At 60.7% G+C, this 22,433-nt stretch carries 22 protein-coding genes and 1 pseudogene; 16 read left to right on the top strand and 7 right to left on the bottom strand.

What is annotated here, in order from left to right; translation table 11 throughout:
- Positions 1-40: 40 nt before the first annotated feature.
- Both HX823_RS23015 and HX823_RS23020 read left to right on the top strand, forming a co-directional pair.
- On the top strand, positions 41-469 hold the full coding sequence (locus HX823_RS23015) for a DUF4160 domain-containing protein (RefSeq protein WP_177076896.1): 429 nt from the start codon (positions 41-43) through the stop codon (positions 467-469).
- On the top strand, positions 466-936 hold the full coding sequence (locus tag HX823_RS23020) for a DUF2442 domain-containing protein (RefSeq protein WP_033897885.1): 471 nt from the start codon (positions 466-468) through the stop codon (positions 934-936). The genes HX823_RS23015 and HX823_RS23020 overlap by 4 nt, the downstream gene beginning before the upstream one ends.
- Here HX823_RS23020 and trmA read toward each other — a convergent pair.
- Both trmA and HX823_RS23030 read right to left on the bottom strand, forming a co-directional pair.
- Positions 919-1,998, bottom strand: coding sequence for a tRNA (uridine(54)-C5)-methyltransferase TrmA (trmA, locus tag HX823_RS23025; RefSeq protein WP_038847591.1), 1,080 nt, complete (start codon positions 1,996-1,998; stop codon positions 919-921). The two genes, HX823_RS23020 and trmA, sit on opposite strands and share 18 nt — an antisense overlap.
- Positions 1,995-3,290: an NCS2 family permease gene (locus tag HX823_RS23030; RefSeq protein ID WP_033897883.1), complete on the bottom strand. Its 1,296-nt coding sequence runs from the start codon at positions 3,288-3,290 to the stop codon at positions 1,995-1,997. The genes trmA and HX823_RS23030 overlap by 4 nt, the downstream gene beginning before the upstream one ends.
- Positions 3,291-3,463: 173 nt before the next feature.
- On the opposite strand from HX823_RS23030, the gene HX823_RS23035 reads away from it, so the two are divergent.
- From HX823_RS23035 to HX823_RS23050, 4 genes are all read left to right on the top strand, one after another.
- Entirely contained in the window at positions 3,464-3,910 is a 447-nt protein-coding gene (locus HX823_RS23035) for a DUF4879 domain-containing protein (protein WP_038847595.1), read from the top strand.
- Positions 3,911-4,007: 97 nt separating this feature from the next.
- The gene (locus HX823_RS23040; RefSeq protein ID WP_256350226.1) at positions 4,008-4,514 is read left to right on the top strand and encodes a (2Fe-2S)-binding protein; all 507 of its coding nucleotides are present in this window, start codon (positions 4,008-4,010) and stop codon (positions 4,512-4,514) included.
- Positions 4,511-5,500 carry a xanthine dehydrogenase family protein subunit M gene (locus HX823_RS23045; protein ID WP_033897878.1) on the top strand — a complete coding sequence of 330 codons (990 nt, stop codon included), beginning with the start codon at positions 4,511-4,513 and terminating at the stop codon, positions 5,498-5,500. The genes HX823_RS23040 and HX823_RS23045 overlap by 4 nt, the downstream gene beginning before the upstream one ends.
- Positions 5,497-7,680 carry a xanthine dehydrogenase family protein molybdopterin-binding subunit gene (locus HX823_RS23050; protein WP_177076898.1) on the top strand — a complete coding sequence of 728 codons (2,184 nt, stop codon included), beginning with the start codon at positions 5,497-5,499 and terminating at the stop codon, positions 7,678-7,680. Before HX823_RS23045 ends, HX823_RS23050 begins: the two co-directional genes overlap by 4 nt.
- Here the strand turns inward: HX823_RS23050 and HX823_RS23055 are convergent.
- Positions 7,677-8,918: an MFS transporter gene (locus tag HX823_RS23055; protein ID WP_038847599.1), complete on the bottom strand. Its 1,242-nt coding sequence runs from the start codon at positions 8,916-8,918 to the stop codon at positions 7,677-7,679. The genes HX823_RS23050 and HX823_RS23055 overlap by 4 nt on opposite strands.
- A 318-nt stretch (positions 8,919-9,236) precedes the next feature.
- On the opposite strand from HX823_RS23055, the gene HX823_RS23060 reads away from it, so the two are divergent.
- Genes HX823_RS23060 through HX823_RS23070 form a run of 3 tightly spaced genes read left to right on the top strand, consistent with a single transcriptional unit; the run spans position 9,237 to position 11,868 of the window.
- Positions 9,237-10,679 carry a cytochrome ubiquinol oxidase subunit I gene (locus tag HX823_RS23060; protein WP_177076900.1) on the top strand — a complete coding sequence of 481 codons (1,443 nt, stop codon included), beginning with the start codon at positions 9,237-9,239 and terminating at the stop codon, positions 10,677-10,679.
- Between the two features lies 1 nt (position 10,680).
- Positions 10,681-11,688, top strand: coding sequence for a cytochrome d ubiquinol oxidase subunit II (gene cydB, locus HX823_RS23065; RefSeq protein WP_015885994.1), 1,008 nt, complete (start codon positions 10,681-10,683; stop codon positions 11,686-11,688).
- A gap of 12 nt (positions 11,689-11,700) precedes the next feature.
- On the top strand, positions 11,701-11,868 hold the full coding sequence (locus HX823_RS23070) for a DUF2474 domain-containing protein (RefSeq protein ID WP_010206690.1): 168 nt from the start codon (positions 11,701-11,703) through the stop codon (positions 11,866-11,868).
- 78 nt (positions 11,869-11,946) lie between these two features.
- Here the strand turns inward: HX823_RS23070 and HX823_RS23075 are convergent, their stop codons facing one another.
- Positions 11,947-13,071, bottom strand: coding sequence for a class I SAM-dependent methyltransferase (locus HX823_RS23075; protein ID WP_177076901.1), 1,125 nt, complete (start codon positions 13,069-13,071; stop codon positions 11,947-11,949).
- A 160-nt stretch (positions 13,072-13,231) separates the two neighbouring features.
- Positions 13,232-13,943, bottom strand: a pseudogene (locus HX823_RS23080) (autoinducer binding domain-containing protein).
- A 383-nt stretch (positions 13,944-14,326) separates the two neighbouring features.
- Here HX823_RS23080 and HX823_RS23085 point away from each other — a divergent pair.
- On the top strand, positions 14,327-15,103 hold the full coding sequence (locus HX823_RS23085; RefSeq protein WP_177076903.1) for a ferredoxin--NADP reductase: 777 nt from the start codon (positions 14,327-14,329) through the stop codon (positions 15,101-15,103).
- A 45-nt stretch (positions 15,104-15,148) separates the two neighbouring features.
- Here HX823_RS23085 and mscL read toward each other — a convergent pair whose 3' ends face one another.
- Positions 15,149-15,568, bottom strand: a complete 420-nt coding sequence (gene mscL, locus HX823_RS23090) for a large-conductance mechanosensitive channel protein MscL (RefSeq protein WP_010206685.1) — start codon at positions 15,566-15,568, stop codon at positions 15,149-15,151.
- 287 nt (positions 15,569-15,855) lie between these two features.
- Here mscL and katB point away from each other — a divergent pair, with 287 nt between their 5' ends.
- The 3 genes from katB to radA are packed head-to-tail and all read left to right on the top strand — an operon-like array spanning position 15,856 to position 19,398.
- Positions 15,856-17,397, top strand: coding sequence for a catalase KatB (gene katB / locus HX823_RS23095; protein ID WP_038847608.1), 1,542 nt, complete (start codon positions 15,856-15,858; stop codon positions 17,395-17,397).
- A gap of 58 nt (positions 17,398-17,455) precedes the next feature.
- Positions 17,456-17,995: an ankyrin repeat domain-containing protein gene (locus HX823_RS23100; RefSeq protein WP_177076905.1), complete on the top strand. Its 540-nt coding sequence runs from the start codon at positions 17,456-17,458 to the stop codon at positions 17,993-17,995.
- Between the two features lie 35 nt (positions 17,996-18,030).
- The gene (gene radA, locus HX823_RS23105; RefSeq protein WP_016976768.1) at positions 18,031-19,398 is read left to right on the top strand and encodes a DNA repair protein RadA; all 1,368 of its coding nucleotides are present in this window, start codon (positions 18,031-18,033) and stop codon (positions 19,396-19,398) included.
- Here the strand turns inward: radA and HX823_RS23110 are convergent.
- Positions 19,387-19,752, bottom strand: a complete 366-nt coding sequence (locus tag HX823_RS23110; protein ID WP_016976769.1) for a PilZ domain-containing protein — start codon at positions 19,750-19,752, stop codon at positions 19,387-19,389. The genes radA and HX823_RS23110 overlap by 12 nt on opposite strands.
- A gap of 174 nt (positions 19,753-19,926) precedes the next feature.
- Here HX823_RS23110 and HX823_RS23115 point away from each other — a divergent pair, with 174 nt between their 5' ends.
- The 3 genes from HX823_RS23115 to HX823_RS23125 all read left to right on the top strand — a co-directional run.
- Positions 19,927-21,993, top strand: a complete 2,067-nt coding sequence (locus tag HX823_RS23115) for a carbon starvation CstA family protein (RefSeq protein ID WP_038847612.1) — start codon at positions 19,927-19,929, stop codon at positions 21,991-21,993.
- 15 nt (positions 21,994-22,008) lie between these two features.
- Positions 22,009-22,206 carry a YbdD/YjiX family protein gene (locus HX823_RS23120; protein ID WP_033901562.1) on the top strand — a complete coding sequence of 66 codons (198 nt, stop codon included), beginning with the start codon at positions 22,009-22,011 and terminating at the stop codon, positions 22,204-22,206.
- 155 nt (positions 22,207-22,361) lie between these two features.
- Positions 22,362-22,433 (top strand): GTP-binding protein (locus HX823_RS23125; protein WP_177076907.1); only part of this gene is annotated, 72 nt, incomplete at its 3' end.

Genomic DNA, 22,433 nt, shown 5'->3' on the forward strand with positions numbered 1-22,433 from the left:
ATTGTTACCTGGCGGAAAATAACCTAACGGATGGGTTACGATGCGAGTAGGCACTTACAAAGGCTATGTGATTTCGGTGTTTATCAGGGATGAGCATTGCCCGCCCCATGTGCATGTGCGGGGGAACGAATGGGATGCGCGTTTTCGATTCAGCTTTCTGAATGGGGAAGTGGAGTTGTGGGACGTAGAGCCTGAGCGGTGGCAGCCACCCATGGCGGTTTTGAAAGAAATACGTGGGGCGATCATGCAGCGGCACTACTTGGCGCGGGCACGCAGGATCTGGTGGGAATACCTGCAAACGGTCTGCCTGGAGAATCATTCCTGGGATTGGGAGGCTCGCGAAGTGTTGCCTGGGCTGATCATTCAGCCGGGTGTTTATGTGATCGCGCGTGCCCGGCACGATGTCGTGGGGCAGAAAACCATTTTGAATCTGGTCAGAGCGCCGGGTTTCGTGGAGATTGAACTATGAAGCAAATCGTAAAAGCCAAAGCTGTACCCTATAAACCGCTCACTGAGGCCGACGTCGAAAAGGCGATAGCCCGAGGGCGCAAGACACGGCACCTTTATGCCCGTGCCAGCTCTGTGCGTTATGAAGACAACTGCATTTCCATCGGCTTTAGCGACGGCAGTCGTGTTGTACTGCCAGTGGCTGGTCTGCCCGAGTTCGAGGGGTTTTCCCTGGAGGACTTTGCGCAACTGGAAGTTGGCTTTGGCGGCAAGGCGCTGTGCTGTGAGGCCCAGGACCTGGACGTTTCAGTCACGGGCCTGATCGCCACCAGCAAACCGCTGATGGACCTGGCCACCAGCCTGGTGGCCTCGCGCAACGGCCGCAAAAGCAGCGCCGCCAAAGCCGCCGCCGCCCGTGCCAATGGCAAGAAGGGCGGGCGGCCGCGCAAGAAGGAACCGGAAGACGTTGAGTTACCGCCGGGTCAATAACACCCCGGACTCCATATGGTGCGTCCACGGGAACTGGTCAAACATCGCACACTGGGTGATCTTGTGCGTGTCATGCAGTTGCGCAATGTTCGCCGCCAACGTCTCCGGGTTGCAGGAGATGTACAGGATGTTGTCGAAGCGCCGGGTCAACTCGCAGGTGTCCGGGTCCATGCCGGCGCGCGGCGGGTCGACGAAGACGCTGCCGAATTCATAGCTTTTCAGGTCGATGCCGTGCAGGCGACGGAACGGACGCACTTCGTTCAGCGCTTCGGTGAGTTCTTCGGCTGACAGGCGCACCAGGGTGACGTTGTCCACCGCGTTTTCATCGAGGTTGCTCAGGGCCGCATTCACCGAGGTCTTGCTGATTTCGGTGGCCAGTACTTTGCGCACGCGGGTGGCCAGGGGCAGGGTGAAGTTGCCGTTGCCGCAATACAGCTCCAGCAGATCATCCGGGCGATCACCCAGGGCTTCATAAGCCCAGTTGAGCATCTTCTGGTTCACCGTGCCGTTGGGCTGGGTGAAGGCGCCTTCGGGTTGGCGATAGCTGAAGGTGCGGCCGCCCACGTCGAGTTTTTCCACCACGTAGTCATGGCCGATCACATCGCGCTTGCCCTTGGAGCGGCCGATGATGCTGACATTCAAGTCAGCAGCCAGTTGGTTGGCGGCGGTGTGCCAATGCTCGTCCAGCGGGCGGTGATAGCACAGGGTGATCATCGCGTCGCCGGCCAAGGTGGTGAGGAACTCCACCTGGAACAGCTTGTGGCTCAGGGCTGCACTGGCTTGCCAGGCGGCCTTGAGTTGCGGCATCAACTGGTTGATGCGCAGGCTGGCGATGGGGAATTCTTCGATCAGGATCGGCGTGCGCTTGTCGTCCTGGGAAAACATCGCGTAGTGGCGCTCACCGCCCTCGCGCCACAGGCGGAACTCCGCGCGCAGACGGAAGTGCTGCAGCGGCGAGTCGAAGACCTGCGGCGCTGGCGCGTCGAACGGGGCCAGCAGGTCACGCAAGCGCGTGACCTTGTCTTGCAGTTGAGCGGTGTAGCTTGCGGCGTCAAAAGTCATGCGTTGAACCAGCCCAGCTTGATCACAAACAGAATCGACAGAATCACCAGTGCCGGGTTCAGCTCACGGTAGCGGCCCGAAAGCAGCTTGATGGCGGTCCAGGCGATGAAACCGAAGGCGATGCCGTTGGCGATGGAATAGGTGAAAGGCATCGCCAGGGCGGTGATCACCACCGGCGCTGCAACGGTAATGTCGTCCCAGTCGATTTCAGCCAGGCCCTGGGTCATCAGCACCGCCACGAACAGCAGTGCCGGCGCAGTGGCGAAGGCCGGCACGCTGGCGGCCAGCGGCGAGAAGAACAGTGCCAGCAGGAACAGGATCGCGACCACGATGGCAGTCAAGCCGGTACGGCCACCGGCGCTCACGCCCGCAGCCGATTCGATGTAGCTGGTGGTGGTCGACGTACCCAGCAGCGAGCCGGCCATGGCGGCGGTACTGTCGGCAATCAGCGCACGGCCCATTTTTGGCATGTGGCCGTCCTTGCCCATCAGGCCCGCACGCTTGGCCACACCGATCAGGGTGCCGGAGTTGTCGAACAGGTCAACGAACAGGAAGGCGAAGATCACGCTGACCAGGCCGATATCCAACGCGCCTTTGATATCCAGTTGCAGGAAGGTCGGTGCCAGGGAAGGCGGCATCGAGACAACGCCGCCGAACGCGGTGACGCCCAGCAGGATCGAAACGATGGTCACCGCCAGGATGCCGATCAGCACGGCACCGCGTACCGCCAAGGCTTCCAGGGCGACGATCAGGATAAAGCCGAACGTAGCCAGGATCGGCGCGGGTTTTTTCAGGTCACCCAGGCCCACGAGAGTGTTGGGGTTGCCGACTACGATGCCGGCGTTGTGCAGGGCGATCAACGCCAGGAACAGGCCGATACCGGCGGCAATCGCCGAGCGCAGGGGCAGTGGGATGGCGTTGATGATCCATTCACGAATACGGAAGATCGACAGCAGGAAGAACAGCACCGCCGAAATAAACACCGCACCCAGCGCCACCTGCCAGGTATGGCCCATGTGCAGGACCACGGTGTAGGTAAAAAAGGCGTTGAGGCCCATGCCCGGCGCGAGGGCGATCGGGTAGTTGGCGATCAGGCCCATCACGGTCGAACCGATGGCAGCGGCCAGGCAGGTCGCGACGAACACCGCGCCCTTGTCCATGCCGGTCTCGCCGAGGATGCTCGGGTTCACGAACAGAATGTAGGCCATGGCCAGGAATGTCGTGATGCCCGCGAGAATTTCGGTGCGCACGTTGGTGTTGTGTGCCTTGAGTTGAAACAGCTTTTCCAGCATGCCGGCTCCCTGTGACGCTCTGTGGCGTCGTGATTTGTTGACCTCTAAGTCAAAGCACAAACTGCGCCAAGCGCCTGTGGTTTCAGAGAGGATCGGAAAAAGCGGCGCATCATACCAGCAGCCGAGGCCTTGAGGCATACTGCGCCGACGTTTAAACGAAGGTCACTTGCCGCATGAAAAACCCCAGCCCGTGGAGTCTAGCCCTGATCCCCTGTATCGGCCTGTTGCTCGGCGCAGCACCGGCCTGGGGCGCGACTGCACCGCCGTTGAGCGAAGTGCGTGTGTTCCAGGTCGAGTCATCAGCGTGTAAGGAAAGCATCCCCGAGCGCGCTCAGAGCACACAGATGTGTACGCACCGTGGGCCTACCAAGGTTTCCGTGATGGAGGTGGGCCTGGGTAACAACCCCATGGGCCGCTTCGATGGCGCCGAATTGAATGGGCAACGCACGGCGGTTTGCCAGGTCGGCAACATCAGCGAAGTGTGCAACGGCGTGGGCACACTGATGGGCTACATCTATGTGTTCGACCTGAATGTCGAGGCCCAAGGCTGGTTCCAGTACAGCAATTCCTCGATCAACCCGCCGCAAAACACCCTGACCACGCAGCTCAATATCCGCTGATCAATCAGCTTGAACGCTCAATACCCTGGGAAGTCGTACCCCTTAAGACGGCGACTTCCCTGAACGCCGCGGACGTACACCAACCCGTGAGGTGTTTATGAGCGCGACCCCCAATGGCGCGGCGGCCCAGCCGTTCGTCAGCCACTCGATACGCCTGCGCCTCAACGGCCAGGACCGCCAGCTGGATGTGTTGCCCTGGACCACGCTGCTTGACCTGTTGCGTGAACAGCTCGACCTGGTTGGCAGCAAAAAAGGCTGCGACCACGGCCAATGCGGTGCCTGCACGGTGCTGCGCGACGGCAAGCGCATCAATGCCTGCCTGACCCTGGCGGTGATGTGCGACGGCGCCGAGCTGACCACCATCGAAGGCCTGGCCGACGGCGACCAACTGCACCCGATGCAGCAAGCCTTCATCACACACGACGCCTTCCAATGCGGTTACTGCACCCCCGGCCAGATCTGCTCGGCGGTCGGCCTGGCCAATGAAGGCCGCGCCCACGACCCTGCCCAGATCCAGGAGCTGATGAGCGGCAACCTGTGTCGCTGCGGCGCCTACAGCAATATCCGCGATGCCATTGCAGACGTCGTGGGAGGTGAGCGATGAATCCCTTCCACTACAGCAAGCCGGCCGATGTTCAGGAAGCGGTACACCTGAGCAGCGCCGCCTCGCGTTTTATCGCTGGTGGTACCAACCTGCTGGACCTGATGAAAGAAAACATCAGCCGCCCCGAGCATCTCATCGACATCACAGGGTTGCCGTTAAATGAGGTTCAGGCAACCGCCGAGGGCGGACTGCTGATCGGCGCCCTGGTGAGCAACGCCGACCTGGCCTGGCACCCGCTGATCGAACAGCGTTACCCGCTGCTGTCCCAGGCCATCCTCGCTGGCGCCTCGCCGCAGCTGCGCAATATGGCCAGTACCGGCGGCAACCTGTTGCAGCGCACCCGCTGCTACTACTTTTATGACGCCACTGTGCCGTGCAATAAGCGCGAGCCCGGCAGCGGCTGCCCGGCACGCACGGGGTTGAATCGCATTCATGCCATCCTCGGCGCCAGTGAACAGTGCGTCGCGACCCATCCTTCCGATATGTGCGTGGCGTTGGCGGCGTTGGAAGCGCGGGTGCATGTCGAAGGTCGTGCAGGCGCTCGTGTTATCGAGTTTGCCGACTTCCATCGCCTGCCCGGCGATGCGCCGCAGCGTGACAACCAGTTGGCTGACGATGAGCTGATCACCGCCATCGAACTGCCCGCCGACAATCTGGCGAGCCACAGCAACTACCTGAAAATCCGCGACCGCGCCTCCTATGCGTTCGCCCTGGTGTCCGTTGCTGCAGCGTTGGAGCTGGACGGCGACCGCATCGTCGACGCGCGCCTCGCCCTTGGCGGTGTAGCCCACAAACCCTGGCGTGATCGTGCCGTGGAAGCCGCGTTGATCGGCCAGCTCGTCAGCCGCGAAACCTTCAGCCACGCCGCCGACGCGCTGCTGCAAGACGCAGAACCCCTGGAACATAACGGCTTCAAGATCAAGCTGGCACGCCGGGGGATTATTCGTGCCCTGAGTGATGCGGCTGTCGCAGGAGAACGCCCATGACCGCTATCGGCAAACCCTTGGACCGGGTCGACGGTCTGCTCAAGGTCACAGGTAAAGCGCGTTATGCCGGTGAGTTTCCCGAGGAAGGCCTGCTGCACGGCAGCGTGGTCTCCAGTACCGTCGCCAAAGGTCGTGTGCTGCGCATCGATGCCTCCAAGGCGCTGGCGCTGCCGGGCGTGGTGGAAGTGATCCATCACCTCAATCGCCCCACAATCGCCAGCTACGATGACGCGTTCCAGGATGCCGACGCCGCCGACGGCTCGCCGTTTCGTCCGCTCTACAACGATCGCGTGCTGTACAGCGGCCAGCCTCTGGCCCTGGTGATCGCCGACAACCTTGAACTGGCGCGGCATGCGGGTTCACTGGTGGACATCGAGTACGAAACCGAAGCCTTCGAAACCGACCTGCTGGCCATGCAGGATCAGGCCCACGCCTCGCCGCAAACCCCGCCTGAACCGCGTGGCAACTTCCAGGCCGAATGGACCGCTGCCGCCGTCAGCCTGGATGTGCACTACAGCACGCCCATCGAACACCACAACCCAATGGAGCCCCACGCCAGTACGGTGCTGTATCAGCCGGACGGCACCCTGCATATCCATGACAAGACCCAGGGCCCGCAGAATTGCCAGGCGTATGTGCAAAAAGTCTTCGGCCTGGATAAAAGCCAGGTGCGCATCTTCGCCGCGTTCGTCGGCGGCGCGTTTGGTTCCGGGCTGCGTCCGCAGTACCAATTGCCGCTGGCTGTGATGGCCTCGTTGGCGCTCAAGCGTTCGGTGCGGGTCACGCTGACGCGCCAGCAGATGTTCACGTTCGGCTATCGCCCGCGCACCTTGCAGCGCCTGCAACTGGGCGCAGCCGCCAACGGGCGCTTGCTGGCATTGGGGCACACCGCCATTGGTCAGACTTCGCGCTTCGAAGACTTCAGCGAACACGTCGTGGAATGGAGCGGCATGCTCTACCACTGCGACAACGTGCAGCTTACTTATAAGTTGGTGCCCTTGGACGTGTTCACGCCGCTGGACATGCGTGCGCCCGGCGCAGCGCTCGGCGTGATCGGCCTGGAGTGCGCCATGGATGAACTGGCCTGCACGCTAGGCATCGACCCGGTGCAACTGCGGCTGATCAACTACGCCGAGCGCAACCAGAACGAAGACAAGCCCTGGTCGAGCAAAGCCCTGCGCGAGTGTTACCGCGAAGGCGCCGAGCGTTTTGGCTGGAGCCAGCGCAACCCGGAACCACGCAGCATGCGCGACGGCCGCCAGTTGATCGGTTGGGGCATGGCCGGCGGCGTGTGGGAAGCCATGCAGATGAAGGCGAGCGCCAAGGCGCGCCTCGATGCGCAAGGCAAGCTGACCGTCAGCAGCGCCACCACCGATATCGGCACTGGTACCTACACGGTGATGACCCAGATCGCGGCCCAGGCCAGTGGTGTGGCGGTCGACGACGTGGCGTTTCTGCTGGGTGATTCATCATTGCCCACCGCGCCGTTGCAGGGCGGCTCATTCACGGTGTCCTCCGTCGGCACTGCCGTGCAGCAAGCCTGCGAGGCCTTGAATGCCAAGCTGTTGAACATCGCCCGGCAGACGTACCCGGTGTTCAAGGACGCCGAAACCGTGCGCTTCGAAGAGGGCCAACTGCATACCGGTGACGTGAGTGTGTCGCTGGCACAGTTGGTCAAGGACAGCGGCGAAGACGCCTTGGAAGTGCAGGTCGACAGTGAGCCCGACAAAAAGCGCGAGGGCTACAGCACCGCCACCCACTCAGCGGTCTTCGTCGAAGTGCAGGTGGATGAAGACCTGGGCACCATCAAGGTTCGTCGGGTAGTCAGCGCGATTGCCGCCGGGCGAGTGGTCAACCCGAAGATGGCCCGCAGCCAGATCCTCGGCGGGGTGGTGTGGGGCATCGGCATGGCATTGCATGAAGAAACCCAGATCGACCATCAGTTGGGGCGCTATATGAACCATAGCCTGGCGGAGTACCACATTCCGGTTAACGCCGATATTGGCGACATTGATGTGGTTTTTGTCGAAGAACCCGACGAGATCGTCAATGCCTTGGGGTCCAAGGGCGTCGGTGAGATTGGTATCGTCGGGGTCGCAGCGGCGGTGGCCAATGCGATTTATCACGCCACCGGCAAGCGGGTGCGGGAATTTCCCATCACCCTCGACAAGGTGCTCTAGACCTTCGCAGGTTCTTCCACGGGCACATGCATGCGGTCACGGTTGGCCAGGGTCGGGAACAGCTTGATCCAGACCCCGGTCACCACCAGCGTACCGATCCCGCCCATGACCACGGCGGGCACGGTGCCGAACCAGTGGGCGGTAATCCCGGATTCGAACTCGCCCAACTGGTTGGACGCGCCGATAAACAGGCCGTTGACCGCACTGACCCGCCCGCGCATTTCATCCGGCGTCTCCAACTGAACGAAGGACGCGCGGATCACCATGCTGATCATGTCCGCCGCGCCCAGCACCACCAGCACCGCCAGTGAGAACCAGAACGAGGTCGATAGGCCAAAGGCGATGGTCGCCACGCCGAACACGCCGACGGCGGTGAACATCACACGGCCCACATGGCGGTCCACTGAAAAGCGCGCGAGCCACAGTGACATCAACAACGCGCCCACTGCCGGGGCCGAACGCAGCAGGCCCAGGCCCCAGGCGCCCGTCAGCAGGATGTCTTTGGCAAACACCGGCAGCAACGCGGTGGCGCCACCCAGCAGCACGGCGAACAGGTCAAGGGAGATGGCGCCGAGGATGTCCGGGCGGCTGCGGATGAAGCGGATGCCGGCGAGCAGGGAGTCCAGGGTCGCCTTGCCTTTGTTGAGTGGCGTCTGGCGGGCGGGCAAATTCAGGGTCAGCACGCAGGCGATAAGGTACAGCACCACCGTGGGGCCATAGACCCACACGCTGCCAAACGCGTAGAGCAATCCGCCGAGGGCCGGGGCGACGATGGTTGCCAGTTGCTGGGCCGACTGCGACGAGGCCACCGCTCGCGGGAATAGTGCGCTGGGCACGATGCTGGGCAGCATCGCCTGGGTGGTCGGCATTTCAAACGAACGCGCGGCACCGAGCAGGAAGGCGAGGATGAAGATCATCTCGCGGGTCACATTGCCGGTCAGCCCGCCGATGGCCAGGCTTAGGGCGATCAACGCCTGCACAGTCTGGCAGATGGCTGCGACCTTGCGCCGTTCATAGCGGTCGGCCACATGCCCGGTGTGCAGCATGAACAATACACGCGGCACGAATTCCACTAGGCCGACCAGGCCCAGGTCCAGCACATTGCCGGTCAGTTGGTAGAGGTTCCAACCGATGGCCACTGTAAGCATCTGAAAGCCGCTGGCGGTGAAGATACGCGCCAGCCAGAACGCGATGAAAGGGCGGTGGTGACGCAACAGCAACGCGGGTTCACTAGGCATCGGGGGTTCAGGTCAGGGCCGGAGGGAACGCCGAGATTATCATCAAGTTGTAACAGATAGTTGCAAGAACTGATCTGAGGCAGTCTGTCACGCGGCAAAAGACCACGCCGTCCTACCTCGAAAATGGGACTACTCTTTCACCAATGCTTGATCCAGATCAATGTCCGCCCGGGCATCGACCTGGCGGCCGCAAGGCCAGATTCCCTACGCGTGTGGTTAAAAAAAGAAACGAATTGAAATTCGCCAGACTCCATATCCGTGGGGGCAGTGGGTGCAGGCTCCCGCCAGCAGCCGGTATTACCTGACAGAGGAAGACTTATGTTCGGTTTGGAGGCGCTAGATCTCGCCCGAATTCAATTTGCGTTCACCATCTCTTTCCACATCCTGTTCCCGGCGATCACCATCGGCCTGGCCAGTTACCTCGCGGTGCTGGAAGGCTTGTGGCTCAAGACGAACAACGACACTTACCGTGACCTCTACCACTTCTGGTCGAAGATCTTTGCCGTCAACTTCGGCATGGGCGTGGTCTCCGGGTTGGTCATGGCCTACCAGTTCGGCACCAACTGGAGCCGCTTCTCGGACTTCGCCGGCGCCGTCACCGGGCCGCTTCTGACGTACGAAGTGCTCACGGCTTTCTTCCTTGAGGCCGGTTTCCTGGGCGTGATGCTGTTCGGCTGGAACAAGGTGGGGCGCAACCTGCACTTCTTCTCCACCGTGATGGTGGCTGTCGGCACCTTGATTTCCACGTTCTGGATCCTCTCGTCCAACAGCTGGATGCAGACGCCCCAGGGCTTTGAAATCATTGATGGCCGCGTGATCCCGACCGATTGGTTCGCCGTGGTCTTCAACCCCTCGTTCCCTTATCGCCTGGCGCACATGGCCACGGCGGCGTTCGTAGCAACTGCGTTCTTCGTCGGCTCCTCGGCGGCCTGGCACTTGTTGCGCGGCAAGGACAACCCGGCGATCCGCAAAATGCTTTCGATGGCGATGTGGATGGCGCTGATCGTCGCGCCTATCCAGGCCGTGATCGGTGACTTCCACGGCCTGAATACGTTGAAGCACCAGCCGGCGAAAATCGCCGCGATTGAAGGTCACTGGGAAAACATCGGCAACGAACCGACGCCGTTGATCCTGTTCGGCTGGCCAGACATGAAAGAGGAAAGGACCAAGTACGCCGTCGAGATCCCGTACCTGGGCAGCCTGATCCTCACTCACTCCCTGGACAAACAGGTGCCGGCGCTCAAGGAGTTCCCGCCTGAGGACCGCCCCAATTCGACTATCGTGTTCTGGTCATTCCGGGTCATGGTCGGCCTCGGCTTCCTGATGATCTTCACCGGCCTGTTCAGCCTCTGGCTGCGCCGGGGCGACAAGATGTATACGTCCAAACCGTTCCTGTACCTGGCGTTGTGGATGGGGCCTTCGGGCTTGATCGCGATTCTTGCTGGCTGGTTCACCACCGAGATTGGCCGTCAGCCGTGGGTGGTCTACGGCTTGATGCGCACGGCGGATGCGTCTTCCGGGCATAGCCTGGCGCAGATGACGATCACCCTGGTGTTGTTCGTGGTGGTGTACTTCGCGCTGTTCGGCGCAGGCCTGGGCTACATGATGCGCCTGGTGCGCAAAGGCCCTGTGACCCACGAAAGCACCGAGCCAACCCACGGTGGCCCTGGCCAGAAACGCACACCGGCCCGTCCGTTGTCGGCTGCCGATGATGATGGCAACGATGACGACCACACCCACATCCAGCACAAGGGGCATTGAGATGGGTATTGATCTTCCGCTGATCTGGGCCGTGATCATCATCTTCGGCATCATGATGTACGTGGTCATGGACGGCTTCGACCTGGGTATCGGCATCCTGTTTCCGTTTATCCCCGGCAAGACCGACCGTGACGTGATGATGAACACCGTGGCCCCGGTCTGGGACGGTAACGAAACCTGGCTGGTACTAGGCGGCGCAGCATTGTTCGGTGCGTTCCCGCTGGCCTATTCGGTGGTGTTGTCGGCGCTGTACCTGCCGCTGATCCTGATGCTGATCGGGCTGATCTTCCGTGGCGTGGCGTTCGAGTTCCGCTTCAAGGCCAAGGACCATAAGCGTCACCTGTGGGACAAGGCGTTTATCGGCGGCTCGCTGGCAGCGACGTTCTTCCAGGGCGTGGCACTGGGGGCGTTTATCGACGGCATCCCCGTGGTGAATCGCCAGTTTGCCGGTGGTTCACTGGACTGGGCCACGCCGTTCACGATGTTCTGCGGCGTGGCGCTGATCGTGGCCTATGCCTTGCTGGGCTGCACCTGGCTGATCATGAAAACCGAAGGCCCGTTGCAGGAAAAGATGCACAACCTGGCGCGGCCATTGGCCTTTGTGGTGCTGGCGGTGATCGGCATCGTGAGCATCTGGACGCCATTGACGCACCCGGAAATCGCCTCGCGCTGGTTCACCCTGCCGAACCTGTTCTGGTTCTTGCCGGTGCCGATCCTGGTATTGGTGACCATGTACGGGCTGATCCGCGCGGTCGCACGTAATGCGCACTACACGCCGTTCCTGCTGACGCTGGTGCTGATTTTCCTGGGCTACAGCGGTTTGGGCATCAGCCTGTGGCCGAACATCATCCCGCCGTCCGTGTCGATCTGGGACGCCGCGGCGCCGCCGCAGAGTCAGGGCTTCATGCTGGTCGGCACCTTGTTCATCATCCCGTTCATCCTGGGCTACACCTTCTGGAGCTACTACGTGTTCCGCGGCAAGGTCACCCACGAAGACGGTTATCACTAGGAGGGTCGTTCCATGTCCGGCAAACCTTCGTTGCACGAGATCGAACAGGCCGAGAAGCAGCCGTTGTGGCGGCGCCTGGGGTGGCTGGCGATGATCTGGACCGGCAGTGTGCTGGCCCTGTTCGTCGTGGCCAGCCTGATGCGCATGTTCATGAATGCGGCAGGCCTGACCACGCACTGACATCCCGATCCGGGCCTTGCGGCCCGGTTTTTCAACCCTGCTTTTCGCGAGAGAAGCAGGGTTTTTTATTTGCGGGCTTTATTTACGGGCTTTGAGGATCACGAATTTTGGCGTGGTGGCGACTTGCTCGACACCCCGGAACAACCGCGCCAGCTTGGTGTGATACCCCAGGTGGCGATTGCCGACGATATAGAGGGCACCGCCGACCACCAGCGCTTCACGTGCCTGCTGGAACATGCGCCAGGCGAGGAAGTCACCGACCACCTGTTGCTGGTGGAAGGGCGGGTTGCACAGCACCACGTCCAGCGAACCGGGCTCCTGGCCAGCCAGGCCATCGGCGGCACGTACGATGACATCGCGATCACCGAGGGCGGCTTGCCAGTTTTCGGCCGCCGATTGCACCGCCATATAGGACTCGTCCAACAGGGTGTAGTGGGCGTCGGGGTTTTGCAGGGCGCTGGCAATCGCCAATACGCCGTTGCCGCAACCCAGGTCAGCCACACGGGCGTTGCCCAGGTTTTTCGGCAGGTGGGGCAGGAACGCACGGGTGCCGATGTCCAGGCTTTCGCGGCAGAACACGTTGGCGTGGTTCAGCAGTTCGATTGCCGGCGTATCCAGGGTGTAGCGGGTGGGGTAGGGCGAAATGGCTGCTGGGCGGTCTTCAACAGTGGCGATCAGCAGTCGTGCTTTTTTCACTGCGAGCGACGCCTGCATCGGTCCGATATAGCGCTCCAGCAACTCGCCTGCCGCCCGTGGCAGATGCTTGATCATTGCCCCGGCGATGACTTGGGCTCCTGGCGCGAGTTGGCCTTGCAGGCGGATGAGTTGTTCTTCCAGCAGCGCCAGGGTTTTAGGCACGCGGATCAACACACAGTCAAAAGGGCCTGCCGGAACCTGGCTGGCGGGGATGAATGCCACTGCATCAAACGCCTTGCCGTTACGTACCAGATTTTTCTCCAGGCCCTGGGCCGCCAGGAACGAGTCACCGCTGGACGCGACCTGCACCTGCCCCTGAAGGCTGGCGGCCAGGGCGCCGAAGCTGTCATTGAGCACCAGCACGCGGGTTACATTCGTCGGTTTCTGTTCGGCCAGATGATTGAGCAGGTATTCGTCGGCGGCATCGAAGGCTTGCAGCGGATCGTTATGTTGCTCTGGCTGGCGGATCAGATCGAGCTGGGCGAAGGGGCTTTCGAGCAGGGGCATGGCGGGGGAGGCTCTGGGTCAACGATGGGTGGGTCGGCAGTCATGGGCCGAACCGTCTGAGTGTACTGCGCGCGGCACCTGGGGGGCTGCTCAACACTCAGAATGGGTCGTAAATGTTACGTTTTTTTCAAATGGAATACATGCGGTGTTTCTTGGGCGGTTAAATAATCCCTTCTTGCGCTGCACGAAGCACGGCGGCGATCTTGTTGTTGACGCCCAGCTTCTTGAGGCAACTGCACACATGAAAACCTACTGTCCGTTCGGACAAGCACAGGATGGCCGCGATGTCCGCCGCTGTCTTGCCCATGCCCGACCACATGAGCACTTCTATTTCCCGTGGGGTCAATTTGCTGGTGGGGTTGACGCTTTGGCCCTCGGCATACTTTTGCGCCAGTACCGCGTGCATCGCATGACAGAGCCACAGCAGCATGCCCGCCTTTTCGTACAGTTCCTCCGGACTCACTTCGCCCTTGTCGCGGCTGAGGGGCAACATGCTGAACACGCCCCGGAAATCATGCACGGTGAGGGTTACCGCCCTGTGCACCCCCCACGGTTTGGGCTAAAGACCAAAGGCTTGGTATCTCTTTGAATAATTTCTCCTCCCAGACAATCGGCAATAAACTTGCTTTGCAGTGTTTAACAATGGGATCAACTTCAAAGAATTTTGCGTCGTCGTAGATTTTTTTCCACTCGTTTGAGTGGTTGGTGAATTCAATTGGCTTGATTTGGTTTTTGGGTAGTTGGGAACTCATCTTGAAAGAACAGTGTTTGAAACCCAGTTCATACGTCTTGTTGGTCACCATTTCAAACACACTGGTGACCTCATTTTCACCTTCCAGCTTGGGAAGGCGCGTGGTTTGCCATTTAAGCATAGGTCACTCTCCATGGGGTTCTCCTTGACTTGGGGTACGTCCTGAACCCCCAAAACTGCACGAAAATCAGTGTAGGACAACGGCTACACAGCGAGAGGAAAATTTTGCTCTTGCGAACTGATGTTTAATAGTTTTTTGCAAGTCTGTTCTTTAGCTCTTTAACGAGTTAGTTTAAAAAGTGGCGGTTTATTAGTCAGTTGTAGGCCGTGTAACGATCGACTAACAGTCGCCTTCACTCTTTTACGTGAAGGCTAATAGCGAATGAGTTGGCGGTGCGACTACATAGCCACTACTGCGTCTATTTGCCGATACCACTACCAATCGCAGGTGTTTCCCCACGCGACTTTGAGGGACACTAGGGCACCTGTAGAACGGAGCCCCCCATGACGGCCAGTGCTGAGAAATTTACCCGCCAGACCTTGCTCGACGTGCAATCGCTGACCCCCAGCCTGTTTACCCTGCGCACCACCCGCGATCCGGGCTTTCGTTTCACGGCGGGGCAGTTTGTGCGTTTGGGGGTTACCAAGGCGGACGGCAGCACCGTATGGCGCGCCTATTCGCTGGTGTCCTCACCGTTTGATGAGCATCTGGACTTCTTCTCGATCGTCGTCCCTGGCGGTGAATTCACCAGCGAGTTGAGCCGCCTGCGGGTAGGCGATACCTTGATGGTGGAGCGCCAGGCCACGGGGTTCCTGACCTTGAATCGCTTCGTCGATGGCCGCGATTTGTGGATGCTGGGCACTGGCACCGGGGTGGCGCCGTTTTTGTCGATCCTGCAGGACTTCGAGGTCTGGGAGAAATTCGAACGCATCATCCTGGTGTACAGCGCACGGGAAGCCAAGGAGCTCGCGTATCAAACGCTGATCAAGGAGCTGGGTGAGCGTGAATACCTCGCCGAGTACGCACACAAGCTTACCTACGTTCCCATCGTCACCCGTGAGCAGCATCCCGGCGCGTTGAATGGGCGCATCACCACGCTGATCGAAAATGGAGAGCTTGAGCGCGCAGCCGGCGTCGAGTTGACCCCGGAACATTCCCGCGTGCTGATCTGCGGTAACCCGCAGATGGTCGATGACACGCGCCAGTTGCTCAAGCAGCGTGACATGAACCTGAGCTTGAGCCGTCGCCCCGGCCAAGTCGCGGTGGAAAACTACTGGTAATAAAAAAGGCGCCTCTAGCAGGCGCCTTTTTTCTCAAGCCGGTCTTTACAGGCGCGGCTTGTCGTTCTGTGCCTTGAGCAGATCACGGATCTCACCCAGCAACACTTCTTCCTTGGTCGGCGTTGGCGGCAGGCTTGGCGCCACGGCCTCTTCACGCTTCAGGCGGTTGATCGCCTTCACACCCATGAAGATTGCAAACGCGACGATCACAAAGTCGATGACGCTCTGGATGAACTTGCCGTAAGCCAGCACCACCGCAGGCACATCGCCCTGTGCCGCCTTGAGCGTTATCGCCAGGTCACCGAAGTCCACGCCACCGATCAACAGACCGATTGGCGGCATCACCACGTCGCCTACAAACGAGGAAACAATTTTGCCGAAGGCGGCGCCGATGATGATACCGACGGCCATGTCGACCACATTACCTTTGACCGCGAAGGCCTTGAACTCACTGATCACGCCCATAGGTTATTCCTTGTTACAGATGAGAAGGGTGGGACTCAGTGTAAGTCAGTCGTAGCGGGCTTGCCCGACACAACCGTTAACACTGTTAGTTTTTATCGACACATTAAAACGCAAATAGTTTGCAAAGTGCTATCAATCGCGCGCGAAATACGCCTGATATCAGTGACTTAACAGATTATTTTATTAATCGGGTTGTTGTGGCTTTTCTATTTATCTTCTGACTCTTGGGTCACTAGCCTCTGGCAAGCACAACTGAATGTGCATTAAAAAAACCAGAGGAAACCTCGATGAAGAACCCAATGAGCCGCGGGCCTGTTTCAGCGCGATACGCGCTGGTACTGGCGACCGCCAGCCTGCTTTCCCTGTCCGTACACGCTGCCAACCTGACCCGCGATAACGGTGCTGCGGTGGGTGACAACCAGAACTCGCAGACCGCCGGCGCCAATGGCCCAGTGTTGCTGCAAGACGTGCAGTTGATCCAGAAGCTGCAGCGCTTCGACCGCGAGCGCATCCCCGAGCGCGTGGTGCACGCCCGTGGCACCGGTGCCCACGGTACGTTCACCGTCACCGACACCCTCAGCGACCTGACCAAGGCCAAGGTGTTCGCGGCCGGCGAAGCCACCCCGGTATTCGTGCGCTTCTCCGCCGTGGTCCACGGCAATCACTCCCCGGAAACCCTGCGTGACCCGCGTGGTTTCGCCACCAAGTTCTACACCGCTGATGGCAACTGGGACCTGGTGGGCAACAACTTCCCGACGTTCTTTATCCGCGATGCCATCAAGTTCCCGGACATGGTCCACGCTTTCAAACCGGACCCGCGTACCAACCTGGATGACGATTCCCGTCGCTTCGACTTCTTCTCCCATGTGCCCGAGTCCACGCGCACGCTGACCGAGCTGTATTCCGACTCCGGCACCCCGGCCAGTTACCGGGAAATGGACGGCAACGGCGTGCACGCCTACAAGCTGATCAACGCCAAGGGCGAAGTGCACTACGTCAAGTTCCACTGGAAGAGCCTGCAAGGCATCAAGAACCTTGATCCCAAGCAGGTCACCGAAGTGCAGGGCCGCGACTACAGCCACATGACCAACGACCTGGTCACCCATATCAACAAGGGCGATTTCCCCAAGTGGGACCTGTACGTGCAGGTGCTCAAGCCTGAGGACCTGGCCAAGTTCGACTTCGATCCATTGGATGCGACCAAGATCTGGCCAAATGTGCCTGAGCGCAAAGTCGGGCAGATGGTGCTGAACCGCAACCCCGCCAACGTGTTCCAGGAAACCGAGCAAGTGGCCATGGCCCCGGCCAATCTGGTGCCGGGCATCGAGCCGTCTGAGGATCGCCTGCTGCAAGGCCGCGTATTCTCCTACGCCGACACCCAGATGTACCGTCTGGGCGCCAATGCCCTGCAATTGCCGATCAACGCCCCACGGGTGACCGTCAACAACGGTAACCAGGACGGTGCGATGAACTTCGGCAAGACCACCACCGGCGTGAACTACCAGCCAAGCCGTCTGCTGCCACGGGACGAGCCGCAAACCGCGCGCTACAGCCAGTCGGCGCTATCGGGCAGCACCCAGCAGGCGAAGATCCAGCGCGAGCAGAACTTCAAGCAGGCCGGTGATCTGTACCGCTCGTTCACCAAGAAAGAGCGCCAGGACTTGATCGAGAACTTTGGTGGCTCACTGGCGACCACCGATGACGAGAGCAAACACATCATCCTGTCGTTCCTGTACAAGGCCGACCCGGAATACGGCACTGGCGTGGCCAAGGTTGCCAAGGGTGACCTGGCGCGCGTGAAGGCGCTGGCGGACAAACTGACTGACTGATCCGTTGGTTCTGGTCGGCGCCCTTGATAAGGCGTCGACCTTTGGCAGGAGAATACCCATGCGAGTTTCTATCGGATTGCTGATGGCCATGCTGGCCTTTGTCGCCCATGCCGAGTCTCCCGACCCGGTCGCGCTCAAGGCCCAGTTGCAGGACTACTATTTCGACGCCGCCCGCCGAGGCGACCTCGACATGCTCAACACCTTCATCGACTCCGGCTACAGCCTCAACACCCAGGACGACAAGGGCTACACCGCGTTGATCCTCGCCGCCTATCACGGCCAGGGCCCGTTTGTGGAGCGCTTGCTCAGCGCGGGTGCCGACGCCTGCGTGCAGGACAAACGTGGCAACACGGCGCTGATGGGCGCGATCTTCAAGGGCGAGCTGAAAATTGCCCAGCGCCTGCTGGCGACCGACTGCAACCCCGATCAACGCAACGGCGCCGGGCAGACGGCGGCCATGTACGCCGGGCTGTTCAAGCGCGTCGAGTTGCTCGATGAATTGAAGGCCAAGGGCGCCGACCTCAACGCGCAAGACCCGATCGGCAACAGCGCTTCACGATTGGCCAGCGGTGAAATCCGGACCCCGGCGTCGCGCTGAGCTATCATCGCGGTTTTTCGGTTGGAGGTTCTCAAATGGCAAAGGCCAAGCGCATGTACGGCTGCACGGAGTGCGGCGCGACCTTTCCCAAGTGGGCCGGCCAGTGCACCGAGTGCGGTGCGTGGAACACCCTGACTGAAACCATGATCGAAAGCGGCGGCGCTGCGGCCCCCACCGGCCGTGCCGGCTGGACCGGGCAACAGGCGCAGATCAAGACGTTGGCCGAAGTCAGCGTCGAAGAAATCCCGCGTTTCTCCACGGCCTCCGGTGAATTGGACCGTGTGCTGGGCGGCGGTCTGGTGGACGGCTCGGTAGTGCTGATTGGCGGCGATCCGGGCATCGGCAAATCGACGATCCTGCTGCAAACCCTGTGCAGTATCGCCAGCCGCATGCCGGCGCTGTATGTCACCGGCGAGGAATCCCAGCAACAAGTGGCCATGCGCGCCCGTCGCCTGGGGCTGCCCCAGGATCAACTACGGGTGATGACCGAGACCTGCATCGAAAGCATCATTGCCACGGCGCGTATCGAAAAGCCCAAGGTCATGGTGATCGACTCGATCCAGACGATCTTCACCGAGCAATTGCAGTCGGCGCCCGGTGGCGTATCCCAGGTGCGTGAAAGTGCGGCGCTGTTGGTGCGGTATGCCAAGCAGAGCGGTACGGCGATCTTCCTGGTGGGCCACGTGACCAAAGAGGGCGCACTGGCCGGGCCACGGGTGTTGGAGCACATGGTCGACACCGTGTTGTATTTCGAAGGTGAATCCGATGGCCGTCTGCGTTTGCTGCGGGCGGTGAAGAACCGTTTCGGCGCGGTCAACGAGCTGGGCGTGTTCGCCATGACGGACCGGGGGCTTAAAGAAGTCTCCAACCCTTCGGCGATTTTTCTCACACGCGCCCAGGAAGAAGTCCCTGGCAGCGTGGTGATGGCAACGTGGGAAGGCACTCGCCCGATGCTGGTGGAAGTGCAGGCGTTGGTGGATGACAGCCATCTGGCCAACCCGCGCCGCGTGACGTTGGGCCTGGATCAGAACCGCCTGGCGATGTTGCTCGCCGTATTGCACCGTCACGGCGGCATCCCGACCCACGACCAGGACGTGTTCCTCAACGTGGTCGGCGGGGTCAAGGTGCTGGAGACCGCATCCGACCTGGCGTTGATGGCGGCAGTCATGTCCAGCCTGCGTAACCGACCGTTGCCCCATGACTTGCTGGTGTTCGGTGAGGTGGGCCTGTCGGGCGAGGTGCGTCCGGTGCCCAGCGGCCAGGAACGCTTGAAGGAGGCCGCCAAGCACGGCTTCAAACGCGCGATCGTGCCCAAAGGCAATGCGCCGAAGGAGTCGCCGCCGGGGATAAAGATCATTGGCGTGACGCGACTGGAACAGGCATTGGATGCACTATTCGAGTAGGGCGCCCAGCTCGCGCTCCAACTCCTGCTGATCACCCAGGTTCAACTCGATCAGCCGCCGCAAATGGCTGATCGAGTCCAGGTCGATGTGCTGGCACACAAACCCAAGCTGCCCGTGATCGTCATGGGCCAGCTTTACCTGCATCTTTATATGCGCCCGTGGGTCCAGCCGGATGTCCACGTCAAATAGCCGCTTGCCATTACCTCGCCAGTCGTCAGGGCGCTCCACCAGCAAGCCCCGCAGCGATAAATCCAGCAGTTGCACCGGCCAATTCCAGCTGTCCTGGGCAATGGTCGTCTTGGCATCAAAGGCGATGCGACGGAAACGGCGGCGGTCAGACGGTTGTTCGGTCATGGTGAAACCCTCTGGAGATACGGGGATTGTAGCCCTGCGCCATCATTGGTCCGGTATTTCTGCTTTTTTTGTGCGCAGGAGGCTCTAGACCAACGTAGGGGGGTGGCCTTTGAGGCCAACAGCGCTAAACTCGGGATGGCTGTCCTTTCTGTCCACCCTGGCTGGAATATAAAAATGAAAAATAATAATAGCCTGCTACGCCACCTACCCTGGCTGGTGCTGGCAATCGTAGGAGCGTGCGCCCTGGGCGTAGTGGCTTTGCGCCGCGGCGAGGCGATCAACGCCTTGTGGATTGTGGTCGCTGCTGTGGCCATCTACCTGGTTGCGTACCGTTACTACAGTCTGTTCATCGCTAACAACGTGATGCAACTCGATCCACGGCGGGCCACCCCCGCAGTGCTCAATAATGACGGTCTGGACTATGTGCCGACAAACAAACACATCCTGTTCGGTCACCACTTTGCGGCGATTGCCGGTGCAGGCCCGCTGGTCGGCCCGGTGCTGGCGGCGCAAATGGGCTACCTGCCCGGCACGCTCTGGCTGATTGCCGGCGTGGTGCTGGCCGGTGCGGTGCAGGACTTCATGGTCCTGTTCCTGTCCACCCGTCGCAACGGCCGTTCCCTGGGGGACATGGTTCGCGAAGAGATGGGCCGTATCCCAGGGACCATCGCGCTGTTCGGCTGCTTCCTGATCATGATCATCATCCTTGCGGTGCTGGCGCTGATCGTGGTCAAGGCCCTGGCCGAGAGCCCATGGGGCATCTTCACGGTGATGGCGACCATCCCGATTGCGATGTTCATGGGCATCTACATGCGCTACATCCGCCCGGGCCGCATTGGTGAAATCTCGATCATCGGCGTGCTGTTGCTGCTCGGTTCGATCTGGCTGGGCGGGCAGATTGCCGCTGACCCGGTCTGGGCCAAGGCCTTCACCTTCACCGGCATTCAAATTACCTGGATGCTGATCGGCTACGGTTTCGTCGCTGCAGTGTTGCCGGTGTGGCTGATCCTGGCGCCGCGTGACTACCTCTCCACCTTCCTGAAAATCGGCACCATCATCGCCCTGGCGATCGGCATTCTGGTCACCATGCCCGACCTGAAAATGCCGGCCCTGACCCAGTTCATCGACGGCACCGGGCCGGTGTGGAAGGGCGGCCTGTTCCCGTTCCTGTTCATCACCATTGCCTGTGGCGCGGTCTCGGGTTTCCACGCGCTGATCTCCTCGGGCACCACGCCCAAGTTGCTGGATAACGAAACCAACGCCCGCTACATCGGTTACGGCGGCATGTTGATGGAATCGTTCGTCGCCATCATGGCCATGGTTGCCGCTTCGGTGATCGAGCCTGGCGTGTACTTCGCCATGAACAGCCCGGCCGCCGTGGTGGGCAGTGATGTGGTGACGGTGGCGCAAACTGTCAGCAGCTGGGGCTTTGCCATTACCCCGGAAGCGCTGACGGCCGTCGCCCATGACATTGGTGAAACCACCATCCTGGCGCGTGCCGGCGGTGCACCGACCCTGGCGGTCGGTATCGCGCAGATCCTGCACAGTGTGCTGCCGGGTGAAAACACCATGGCGTTCTGGTACCACTTTGCGATCCTGTTCGAAGCGCTGTTCATCCTCACGGCCGTGGACGCGGGCACCCGTGCCGGTCGCTTCATGCTGCAAGACCTGCTGGGTTCCTTCGTGCCGGCGTTGAAACGCACCGAGTCCTGGACCGCCAACCTGATCGCGACCGCCGGTTGCGTGGCGATGTGGGGTTACCTGCTGTACCAAGGCGTGATCGACCCACTGGGCGGCATCAACACCTTGTGGCCGCTGTTCGGTATCTCCAACCAGATGCTGGCAGGTATCGCACTGATGCTGGCTACCGTTGTGCTGATCAAAATGAAACGCCAACGCTACATCTGGGTGACCATGCTGCCGGCTGTCTGGCTGCTGATCTGCACCACCACTGCGGGCTTCATCAAGCTGTTCGACGCCAACCCGGCGATCGGCTTCCTGTCGCTGGCGAAGAAGTACAGTGATGCATTGGCCAATGGTCAGATCCTCGCCCCGGCGAAGAACATCGACCAGATGCAGCACGTGATCTGGAACGCCTACACCAACGCAACGCTGACGGCGCTGTTCCTGTTCGTGGTGTTCAGCATCCTGTTCTATGCGCTCAAGGTCGGCGTCGCCGCCTGGGGCAACAAAGAACGTACGGATAAAGAAGCCCCGTTCCAGGCTGTTCCGGACGCGTAATCGAGGATTGCAACCATGTTCAATGACATCAATCGCCTCGGTAAATACCTCGGTCAGGCCGCGCGCCTGATGGTCGGCATGCCCGACTACGATACGTACGTCGAGCATATGCAAACCAAACACCCGGACAAGCCGATGATGGACTACAAGGCGTTCTTCCGGGAACGCCAGGAAGCCCGTTACGGCGGCAAGGGTGGGCCCAAGTGCTGCTGACCCGGTAGTTCGGGTGGCGGCGATCCCTTGTGGGAGCGGGCTTGCTCGCGAAGGCGGTTTGTCAGTTGATGTATGTGCTGACTGATACACCGTATTCGCGAGCAAGCCCGCTCCCACATTTGTTTGTGTTCCTTCAGTTATAAGGAGAACTGCTTTTGTCCTCTCCCATTCCGGTTACCGTCCTCAGCGGCTTCCTCGGCGCCGGCAAGACCACCTTGCTGCGCCAC

Source organism: Pseudomonas sp. P7759 (assembly GCF_013386445.1).
GTDB lineage: Bacteria > Pseudomonadota > Gammaproteobacteria > Pseudomonadales > Pseudomonadaceae > Aquipseudomonas > Aquipseudomonas azotoformans_A.